A 10,889-nucleotide genomic window follows, 5' to 3' on the forward strand; every position below is an offset into this window, starting at 1 on the left:
AAAACGAGGTAAAAATCATGGATGAAAATCAAAAAAAATCACTTGAACTTGCTATTAAACAAATAGACAAAGCTTTTGGAAAAGGTACGCTTATTAGATTAGGAGATAAAGAGGTAATTCCAACTGAAGCTATTAGTACAGGCTCACTTGGTCTTGATTTAGCTCTTGGTGTTGGAGGTTTACCAAAAGGAAGAGTCATTGAAATCTATGGACCTGAAAGTTCTGGAAAAACAACTTTAACACTTCACGCAATTGCAGAAGCTCAAAAAGCGGGTGGAGTTTGTGCATTTATAGATGCTGAGCATGCTTTAGATGTAAAATATGCAAGAGATATTGGAGTTGATACAGACAATTTACTTGTTTCCCAACCTGATTTTGGAGAGCAAGCTTTAGAGATACTTGAAACTGTTATTAGAAGTGGTGCTGTTGATTTAGTTGTTGTGGACTCAGTTGCTGCCTTAACACCAAAAGTAGAAATTGATGGTGATATGGATGATCAGCAAGTTGGAGTTCAAGCTAGACTTATGAGTAAAGCTTTAAGAAAAATAACTGGACTTTTAAGCAAAATGAACTGTACAGTAATTTTTATTAACCAAATAAGAATGAAAATTGGAATGACAGGATATGGAAGCCCAGAGACAACAACAGGTGGAAATGCTTTAAAATTCTACTCATCAGTAAGACTTGATATTAGAAGAATTGCAACTTTAAAACAGGGCGAGAACTCAATTGGAAATAGAGTAAAAGTAAAAGTTGTAAAAAATAAAGTTGCTGCTCCATTTAAACAAGCTGAGTTTGATATTATGTTTGGAGAAGGTATCTCAAAAACTGGTGAGCTTGTTGATTATGGTGTTAAACTAGATATTATTGATAAAGCTGGAGCTTGGTTTAGTTATGGTGATACAAAAATTGGACAAGGAAGAGAGAACTCTAAAGTCTTCTTAAGAGATAATCCAGCTATTGCAAAAGAGATTGAAGATAAAATTTTAAACTCTATGGGAATAAATGATGCAATTATTACAGGAAGCGATGATAGTGAAGAGGATAGCTCTTCTTTGGAAGATTAATACTTTTTGAGACAATTTTAAATTGTCTCAAACTTCTTAAAAACTTACAACTCCTACCTCTTTTAACATCAAAACAAATATAGCAAATGGTGTTATGTATTTTAAAACTATAAGCCAAAGTGCAAATAAGAACTCTCCTAAATATGGGATTAATGCTTTTTTAATTATCTCTTTATCCACTACAAAAGCTACAAAAATTGAAATTGCAATTCCACCAAGTGGCATTAATATTGCTGAAGTTAAAAAATCCAACCACTCAAAGAGTGATTTTTCATAAAAAATAAGATACTCTTTAAACTCATTTGAAAAGGATAAAATTGCTATAAATCCTATAATATAAGCAAAAGATGATACTGTTAAAGTTGCTTTTACTCTTTTAAACCCTCTTCTTTCAATTAGATACATAATTGCTGGTTCTATCATAGAAACAGCTGAAGTAATAGCAGCAAAAGCCAATGCAAGAAAGAAAAATATTGCAAAAATAGTTCCAGCAAATCCCATCTCATAAAAGATTGCAGGAAGAGTTATAAATACCAATCCTACACCTTTATCAACATTTGCATCGGCACTAAAAATTATTGTAAAAATAATCAATCCAGAGACAAAAGCGGTCAATATATCCATAATTACAACAAACATAGTCGCTTTTAAAATATGTGTATCTTCGCTAATTGATGCAGAGTATGTCAAAATAGTAACAACTCCAACAGATAGACAAAAGAAAGCATGACCAACTGCTATTAGTATTGAATTTGTATCAAAATTTTCAAAATCTGCTTTAAACATAAACTCCATTGCTTTTGAAAATCCACTTAAAGTTGTAGAGTAAAAAAACATTACAATAAATATAATAAATAGTGCAGGAACAAGTATATTATTTAATCTCTCTATCCCTTTTTTTACACCTTTTGAGATAATAAATATAATTAGACCAAAAACAAAACTAAAATAAAAAATTTGAGAGGCTAAACTATTTTGAGAGTAGTTTAAAAAATACTCTTCTGCTAAATTTACAGTTGTAGGAAGTGATGTAAAACTTAATACCGTATAGTGCAAAATCCAAGCTATCACTATTGGATAAAAAGATATTATTAAAACTCCTGTTATAAAAGTAAATCCAATATATTTAAAATATTTATGCTTTTTTGGAGCTAAAACTTCAAAAGTTGTAACAGCATCCTTTTTTACTATTTTTCCTAAAATAACCTCAGCTATAAAGATTGAAATTCCAATTGTAAAAACTGCAAGCAAAAATACTAAAACAAAAGCTCCTCCACCATTTTCTCCAGTTATATATGGAAATTTCCAAATATTACCAAGTCCAATTGCACTCCCTGCAATCGCTAAAACATATCCTATTTTTGAAAATCTATTTTTATGCAAAAAAATCCTTTTTATTATTGAAAATAGATTTTATCTAAAATTCAATTATAAATTTTACTTAACTATATCTTGGATATAATGAAAATAAAATCTATTAGGTAGTTATTATGAAATTTATAGGTGCGCATGTAAGTGCTAGTGGAGGAGTTTTTAATGCTCCAAAAAATGCTGTTGAAATTGGTGCAAAAGCTTTTGCACTATTTACAAAAAATCAAAGACAATGGAGCGCAAAAGCTCTTGATAATAAAACAATTGATTTATGGTTTAAAGAGTTAGAAAAATCAAAAATAGAACCAAAACATATTTTACCTCACGACTCTTATTTGATAAATCTTGGACATCCAAATAGTGAGGCTAGAGAGAAATCTTTAAATAGTTTTATTGATGAAGTTCAAAGATGTGAAATTTTAGCTTTAGATAGATTGAATTTTCATCCAGGAAGTCATTTAAGAGAGATTAGTGAAGAGGAGTGTTTAAATAATATTGCAGAATCTATGAACTATGCTCTTGATAAAACTAGAGGTGTAAAACTTGTACTTGAAAACACAGCTGGGCAAGGAAGTAATCTTGGATATAAATTTGAACATCTAGCTTATATAATTGATAAAATTGAAGATAAAAGTAGAGTTGGAGTATGTATTGATACTTGTCATATGTTTACAGCTGGTTATGATATAAGAACGCGTGAAGCTTATGATAAAACTTGGGATGAGTTCTCTAAAATTATAGGATTTGAGTATTTAAGTGGAATGCATATAAATGATTCAAAACCAGAGCTTGGAAGTAGAGTTGATAGACACGATAGTTTAGGAGCTGGACAAATTGGTTGGGATTCATTTAAATTTTTGATGAACGATTCAAGAATGGATGATATTCCACTTATTTTAGAGACTATTGATGAGTCTATTTGGGCAGAAGAGATAAAAACTTTATATAGTTTTGTAGAGAATTAAAACTCTCTACTTTATACTACATTTTTAAAATGTTTTGCATACTCTATTGCATCATTTATATTTGAAAAAGTTGTAACATAATCCATATGTCTCTCTATCTTTCTTTGAACTCTACTATTTAAACCTGAGAGTATTAACTTCTTATTTTTTGTTTCAAAACTATCGATTATAGATTTAAGTGCAACCATTGCCGTCATATCTATTAAAGATACATTTTTCATATTTAAAATTACAATATCTCTTTTATCACTTGAGTTTAAAAGAATTTTCATAGCTTTTTGAGCAGCACCAAAAAACATAGGACCATTTATATCATATATTAAAACATCTTTTGGCAAATTGGGATGTAAACTTAAATCTTCACTTACAAGCTCAATTGAGTATAAATCAATCGTTCTTTTTATAAATAACACAGAAGCAAGACCAATTCCAACTGCAACAGCAACTTGCATATCTATTAAAACTGTTAAACTAAAACAAGCTAAAAGAACATAAATATCATCTTTTGGAGCAGTTTTTAGGATATTTATAAAGTGTTTAACTTCACTCATATTCCAAGCAACCATAAGTAAAAGTGCTGATAATCCAGCCATTGGAAGATATGAGATATATGGAGCTATAAATAAAATTGAAACTAAGATAAAAAGAGAGTGAACTATTGAAGATAGTTTTGTTGTTCCACCTGAATTTATATTTGCAACTGTTCTTGCTATTGCTGCAGTTGCTGGAATTCCTCCAAAAAATGGTACAACCATATTTGTAATTCCTTGACCAATTAACTCTTTATTTGGATCTGTTTTATTTCCAGTCATACCATCACTAATAACTGCACATAAAAGTGACTCCAAAGCCCCTAATATTGCAATTGCAATTGCATGAGGTAATAGAGCTTTTATAAGATCTAAATTTATCTCATGTGGAGCTAGAAATCCCCAAGGAAGAGTAAATTGTAAAGGAACAGGAGGTATTCCACTTCCTTGCAAATTTCCAACACTATATGAAAAAGTTGAGTGAATTGTTGAAATATTTAATCCAAACTTATAATTAACATAAGCAACAACCAAAGTAATAAATCCCAAAGCAATCAAAGCTGCTGGTATTTTACTTTTTGTTTTTCTCCAATAAATCAATATTAAAAGTGTTGTAAATGCTGTTAAAAATTCATAAATATTAAATGTAGAAAATGAGTTAAAAAGTAAAAGAAGCTTGTCAATATAACTTCCTGTAAAATTATCAATTGTTAAACCAAAAAAATCTTTTATTTGAAAAGTTGCAATTACAACTGCAATTCCTGAAGTAAACCCAACTGTTACAGGATATGGAACTAGCTCTATTAAATTTCCAAGCTTAAAAAGTCCAATTAAGATTAAAATAGCTCCTGACATAAGTCCACAAAGAAGAAGCCCTGAAATTCCAAACTCTTGAACTATTGGAATTAAAATTACAATAAAAGCTGCAGTTGGTCCTGAAATATTTACCTTACTACTTCCAAAAACAGTTGCTAAAACACCAGCAATTATTGCTGTATAAAGACCAAGTTCAGGTGGAACTCCAGTTGCAATTGCAAGTGCCATAGATAAAGGCAATGCAATAATTCCAACAGTAAGACCCGAGAAGATATTACTTCGTATCATCTTCTATTTCCCGTAGATTTTTACAGAAAAATCTTCTTTTTTATCCTGATATAAATTATCATAAAACATCGCTTTTTCGCTATCTTCATTTATATATTGATTATTTGTATATATCAAAACCAACTCTTTTTGAGCCTCTTTAACTCCACTATTAGCTGCAAACTCTAAAAGCTTTATTCCTTTTTTTATATTATCATTTGAAAAATAGTAAAAAGATATTTTATAAGCTGCTATTGGATCTTTATATTCAACATCTTGTAGAAGTTTAATTGCTAAATCTCTATCCTCTTTTACAGCAATACCATTTTCATATAAGTTTGCTAATAGTGCGTTTGCATAGAAATTTCCACTTTCTTTAGCTAGTTCAAATCTTTTTTTTGCTGATTTTGATTCACCAATTTTAAGTTCATAAATTCCTAACCTTATATTTGCGAAACTACTTTTATATGCTATTAAATCATAGCAACTCATCTCAAGCTTTAAGCTCTTATTTTTACAACTATTTGCAATATCTAACTCACTTTGCAAAGAGCTATCACTTTTATACATAGAACAAGAGATAAATATAAAAGATATTATAAAAATAGAACAAAATTTCAACAAAGCAAACATAATATAACTCCCAAAAAAATATCTTAAGATTTTATCATTTTTTTATTCATTTGTAGTTAAGAAGTTTTAAGATACCATATAAACTTAATATTATTTAAATTTACGGAGCTTTATGCAAGAGGTAATAGATTTTTTAAAAACAAAAGATATAGAGAAAACAAACTTTTTTAATCAATTAAAATGTAGTGTTGAAGAGGCAAAAATCCTTCAATATCTCTCAAAAGAGTATATGAATGGAAGAGATGTTTTAAGTGTAATTGATATTTTAGGTCAATTTTATAGTATTGAAAAATATGAGCACCTAGAGAAATTAAACATTATAAAATCTCTTTTAGAGTTTGGTTGGATTGTTCAAATAGCTTTTGACCAAGTAAAACTAAACGAAGCTTCAAAGTTTGAGCTTATAAACACAAGTGTTTGCTTGTCTAGCTCTTATTTAAAGATGCTTGAAAGTGGAAGTAGTGAGTTTGTTTTACCTGAAATAAAAGATTATAGTGACCATTTAGAGTATCTTCAAGACCAGTTTTTAAAAATAGATATAACTCAACAACTAAATAGTGTAAAAAGAAATTTTGATATAAACTCACCTAGTTCAAGTAGGCTTAAAAACAAACTTCTACTAGTAGAAAATAGAATAAAAGAGAGAATAAACGCAACTACAAATAAGATAGTTCTTGAGGAGTTTTTTAAAGAGCATAATCTTGATGAGCAAGAAAAAATTCTATTTTTGGCACTATTAAAAGAGGAGTATAGTGGTGGAGATGGAACATTAAGAGAGATGAACTATCTTCTTGAACTTGTATCAAATGATGATTATGAAAAGATAAAATATAGAAGTTTGCTTGAAGAGAGTTCAACTTTGGTATCAAAGAATTTAATTGATTATGATGAAGTTTTAACTCCTTTTGGAGGAATAAATAGAAATTTCTATATTCCTGATGAGATTTTATACAAAATCTCTCATCCAAACAAAAAAGGTTCACCTGTTTCAAAAATTAAACTTGAAACAATAATAAAAGAGCAAGAGATTTTTGAATTAAGCACTACAACTAAAAACTTAGATGATGTTGTTTTAAATCCAAAAACAAAAGAGACTTTAAATAATCTTTTAAAACAAGTTGATAAAAGTGTTATAAATAGACTTAAAACTTGGGGAATAAAAGATAAAAAAAGAGGAATAGAGGCAAAAATAATATTCTATGGACATGCTGGAACTGGAAAAACAATAACAGCTTTAGCATTGGCAAAATCTTTAAAAAAAGAGGTTTTAAGCTTTGATTGCTCTAAAATCTTATCAATGTACATTGGTGAGAGTGAAAAAAATGTTAGAAATATTTTTGATAAATATAAAGAGATAAAAGAGCAGACGAAAAGTGAACCTGTTTTACTTTTAAATGAAGCTGATCAATTTTTAAGTTCAAGAAGTAGTGGTGCAGGAAGTAGTGCTGATAAGATGCATAATCAAATGCAAAATATATTTTTAGAACAGATTGAAAAATTTGATGGAATTTTAATAGCAACTACAAACTTGCTTGAAAATCTTGATAAGGCATTTTCAAGAAGATTTAACTATAAAATCGAGTTTGTAAAACCAAATAAAGAGCAAAGAGTTGAGCTTTGGAAAAAACTAATTCCACAGACTTTACCTTTGGAAAAAGATTTTGATTTTGAAAAAATTGCACAACATGAGTTAACAGGTGGACAAATTGAGCTTGTAATTAAAAATACAGCTTACAAACTAGCAATTAGTGAAAATGCAATATTTACTCTAAAAGATTTTGAAGATCAGATTACAAAAGAGAAAAAGGGTCAGTTTGACAGCGATATAAAAGTAGGATTTTTTTAATAAGGATAGATATGAATTTAAATAGTTACGATTTTATTTTAACTCTTGGAACATTTTTTGAAGATAAAAAACTATTAGAAGATTTAAAAAACTCTTCAAAAAATCAAGCTAAAATAATCTATATGCACCCAATAGATAAATATGAGTTGAAAGATTTTTATAACTCATTTATAAAATATGAAGTTGGAAGTGAAGAGGCTATTTTAGCCCTAATTTTATACTTTTTTTCAAAAGATAAAAAGATTATTTCAAACTATTTAGAAGAGCTTGATATTGGCTATTTATCTGCTGAAAGTAGTGCTGGAGAAGATGAGTTTGAAGAGGCTTTTGAAATTTATGAAGAGTCTTTGAAAAAAGCTTTGATTTTAGGAGATGATTTACTAAATCACAAAAGTATTGAAAATATTGTTCAATTAATAAAAAATATAGAAAAATATACAGATTTGAATCCTATTTTTACTTCAAAAGAGTTAGAAAATATGGTAAAAAATAGTTCAGAAGAGAAGTTAGTTGAACCTAAAAATCTTGAAAGTTTTAATGGAACTGTTATTTATTTTTTAGGAAAAAATAGTTTAGAAAATGATTCAAAAATTATTTCAAGTCAAACTTTTTTAAATGTTGCAAAACTTTCACACAATGATTTTGTAACTTTTAATTGCGATAACAAAGAGTTTAAAAAACAAGTAGTTTTAGATAAAAATCTTTTAGGAACAATAGCTTTAATAAATGAAGATATCTCAACTTATAAATTTAGAAAAATAGTACTTACAAAGGAGCAAAATAATGCAACAAATTAAAACTATTAGTGTAGGTCACTCACCTGATGCTGATGATATTTTTATGTATTATGCTATTAAATTTGGTTGGATTAGTATAGAGAATACAAAATTTGAAAATATTGCACTTGATATAGAGACTTTAAATCAAGCCACACTAAAAGGAGTTTACGATATTTGTGCAATATCTTTTGCTCTGTATCCTTTTGTTAAAGATGATTTTGCCTTACTTAAAACTGCTGTTTCATTTGGTGAAGGGTACGGTCCAAAACTTATTAAGAAAAAAGGAGCTAAACTAAAGAGAAACTTTAAAGTAGCTCTTAGTGGAGAGTTTACTACAAATGCACTTTTATTTAAAATAGCTTATCCAGAAGCAAGAGTTACTTATATGAACTTTTTAGATATTGAAAATGCTGTAATAAATGGTGATGTTGATGCTGGAGTTTTAATTCATGAATCAATTTTAACTTATAGCAGTGTTCTTGAAGTTGAGCGTGAGATTTGGGATATTTGGGTAGAGCTATGTGATGGTGAAGAGTTACCACTTCCTCTTGGTGGAATGTGTCTTCGTCGTTCAATTCCACTTAATGATGCTATAAAATATGAAAATGCACTTATAAAAGCAGTTGATGTAGCAAATAAAAATAGAAAAACTTTAGCTGTAATGTTGCTTGAAAAAGGTTTAATAAGAGTTGATGCACCTACACTTGATAAATATTTAGACCTATATGCAAATGATAACTCTGTAAAATTAAGCAAAATTCAATATAAAGCTATAGATAAACTATTTGAATTGGGTTACAAAAGTGGTCACTATCAAAATCTTCTTCGTTCACAAGATTTTACAATTCCAAGCGAGTACGAAGATTTAAGAAATAGCTAATGCAAAACTACTTTAAAGAAATTGATTTTAAAAGATACTCTTCTATACATATTGGTTGTAAAAAAGAGGTTTTAGTAATAAATGAAATAGGCGATTATAGTGATTTTCAAATAATTGGTCGTGGAAATAATTTACTTATTTCACCAAAATGTGAAAAAAAGTTTGCAATTTTGGGTGAAGCGTTTGATTATATCAAAGAGGAAAATGGGCTTTTATATGTGGGTTGTGCTACTAGTAGTGGAAAACTTCTTACATATACAAGAAAAAATAATATTGCCTCTTTGGAGTTTTTGGCAAAGTTACCGGGAAATATTGGTGGACTTGTAAAGATGAATGCTGGATTAAAAGAGTGGGAAATTTTCAACTATCTTCACTCAATAAAAACAAAAGATGGATATATAAAAAAAGAGGATATAGATTTTTCATATAGACATACAAATATCGACTCTATTATTTATGAAGCAGTTTTTAATATCAAAAAAGGTTTTAGTAAAGAGATGCAAAATGAGTTTGTGAAAATGAGAGATAATCAACCACAAATTGCTAGTGCTGGAAGCTGTTTTAAAAATCCAAAAGGTGATTTTGCAGGACGACTTATAGAAGCTGTTGGATTAAAAGGTAAAAAGATAGGAGATATGGAGTTTTCAAATACTCATGCAAATTTTTTGGTAAACTACGGAAATGGTACATTTGATGAAGCGATAACTTTGATAAATCTAGCAAAACAAAAAGTAAAAGAGCAGTTTGATATAGAGCTTGAAGAAGAGATAATTATCCTATACTAATCTATTTTCAAAAAAGTTTAAATCTTAACTTTATTAATCTTATTTAAATAAAAAAATCAAAAGGTATGTACACCGAATTTTAGTAGATATTTTGGTAGCACATCATCCAAATTCTGAATATCAGCATCTTCTAATTCGATTAAATTCAAATTATACTTTTTATAAATTTCTTGTTTCTTCTTTTTTCTTTCTAAATATTTTTCATCATTTTCATATCCCCAGTACTCTATATAAACTTTTCCAGCTGGTATATAAAAATCACAATAAACATTCTCTTCGATTGGTAATTTTCTCTCATAAGCATGAACGATTTCAAACATATAAAGCCAATTATCAATTAACATTTCAGCTTTTGATCTTGTAAAGTGACCATCTGTTGCTCTATGTTTTGCCTCAAACTTTTCTCTAAAATCCTCTTTTTTATTATCTTCTTTATTTATATTTTCTTGTTTTGTATTCCCACTTAAATCTTCAATGGTTGCAATTAAATTTTTATTATTTAAAATATCTATTGGCCAAACAACATACGGTATACCTGATTTAAAATCTTCAGATTGTAAACCACCTACTTTTTCTCCTTGAGATGTTATAAGCCAACCTTTTATACCTTTTTTTGTCCAGCCAAGTTCAGATAATATAACATTCGTTTTTCGTGCAGATAGACTAAAATATTGTCCTAATTTAGTAGCATTTAACATTTCTATTTTAAAGTTATTTAAATCAATATTTTCTGGCCAAGCTATATATTTTCCATATTGTTTACTCTCTAAGCATGTTCCTCCAAAAGAAATACCTTTTTGAGTTAATATCCAAGAATCTGCTTCATCTTTATCTATAAATCCATAATTATAAAATTTTAAAAATAAATCTTTTGCCATCAAAGAATTTTTTTTTGCTAATGCTGTAGTTGATATTAATTTTAAATCTGACATATATTTTTCCTTCTATAT

10 protein-coding genes are annotated in these 10,889 nt (G+C 28.4%); 6 read left to right on the forward strand and 4 right to left on the reverse strand.

Translation table 11 applies throughout. From position 1 onward, the window contains the following. Nucleotides 1-17: 17 nt before the first annotated feature. The gene (gene recA, locus ASKIR_RS09605; RefSeq protein WP_066350438.1) at nt 18-1,067 is read left to right on the forward strand and encodes a recombinase RecA; all 1,050 of its coding nucleotides are present in this window, start codon (nt 18-20) and stop codon (nt 1,065-1,067) included. A 36-nt stretch (nt 1,068-1,103) separates the two neighbouring features. On the opposite strand, the gene ASKIR_RS09610 is transcribed toward recA, so the two are convergent. Further along, complete coding sequence (locus ASKIR_RS09610) at nt 1,104-2,450, reverse strand: sodium-dependent transporter (RefSeq protein WP_066350439.1); 1,347 nt, start codon at nt 2,448-2,450, stop codon at nt 1,104-1,106. A 107-nt stretch (nt 2,451-2,557) separates the two neighbouring features. Between ASKIR_RS09610 and nfo the strand changes: the two genes are divergently transcribed. Further along, nucleotides 2,558-3,403 carry a deoxyribonuclease IV gene (gene nfo / locus ASKIR_RS09615; RefSeq protein ID WP_066162201.1) on the forward strand — a complete coding sequence of 282 codons (846 nt, stop codon included), beginning with the start codon at nt 2,558-2,560 and terminating at the stop codon, nt 3,401-3,403. An 11-nt stretch (nt 3,404-3,414) separates the two neighbouring features. On the opposite strand, the gene dauA is transcribed toward nfo, so the two are convergent. Together dauA and ASKIR_RS09625 are read right to left on the reverse strand one after the other, a co-directional pair. Next, entirely contained in the window at nt 3,415-5,037 is a 1,623-nt protein-coding gene (dauA, locus tag ASKIR_RS09620; RefSeq protein ID WP_228137890.1) for a C4-dicarboxylic acid transporter DauA, read from the reverse strand. A gap of 3 nt (nt 5,038-5,040) precedes the next feature. Beyond that, entirely contained in the window at nt 5,041-5,649 is a 609-nt protein-coding gene (locus ASKIR_RS09625) for a tetratricopeptide repeat protein (RefSeq protein WP_115588082.1), read from the reverse strand. A gap of 112 nt (nt 5,650-5,761) precedes the next feature. Between ASKIR_RS09625 and ASKIR_RS09630 the strand changes: the two genes are divergently transcribed. Genes ASKIR_RS09630 through ASKIR_RS09645 form a run of 4 tightly spaced genes read left to right on the forward strand, consistent with a single transcriptional unit; the run spans nt 5,762 to nt 9,939 of the window. Then, nucleotides 5,762-7,495, forward strand: a complete 1,734-nt coding sequence (locus ASKIR_RS09630; protein WP_115588081.1) for an ATP-binding protein — start codon at nt 5,762-5,764, stop codon at nt 7,493-7,495. 11 nt (nt 7,496-7,506) lie between these two features. Next, entirely contained in the window at nt 7,507-8,292 is a 786-nt protein-coding gene (locus ASKIR_RS09635) for a hypothetical protein (protein ID WP_115588080.1), read from the forward strand. Continuing rightward, nucleotides 8,279-9,154 (forward strand): menaquinone biosynthesis family protein, encoded by an 876-nt coding sequence (locus tag ASKIR_RS09640; RefSeq protein WP_066350443.1) that lies wholly within the window; start codon nt 8,279-8,281, stop codon nt 9,152-9,154. The genes ASKIR_RS09635 and ASKIR_RS09640 overlap by 14 nt, the downstream gene beginning before the upstream one ends. Next, on the forward strand, nt 9,154-9,939 hold the full coding sequence (locus tag ASKIR_RS09645; RefSeq protein WP_066350444.1) for a UDP-N-acetylmuramate dehydrogenase: 786 nt from the start codon (nt 9,154-9,156) through the stop codon (nt 9,937-9,939). Before ASKIR_RS09640 ends, ASKIR_RS09645 begins: the two co-directional genes overlap by 1 nt. 56 nt (nt 9,940-9,995) lie before the next feature. On the opposite strand, the gene ASKIR_RS10355 is transcribed toward ASKIR_RS09645, so the two are convergent. Then, nucleotides 9,996-10,871, reverse strand: a complete 876-nt coding sequence (locus ASKIR_RS10355) for a glycerol kinase (RefSeq protein WP_066350446.1) — start codon at nt 10,869-10,871, stop codon at nt 9,996-9,998. Nucleotides 10,872-10,889: the final 18 nt, after the last annotated feature.

This window comes from Aliarcobacter skirrowii CCUG 10374 (assembly GCF_003544835.1).
Classification (GTDB): domain Bacteria; phylum Campylobacterota; class Campylobacteria; order Campylobacterales; family Arcobacteraceae; genus Aliarcobacter; species Aliarcobacter skirrowii.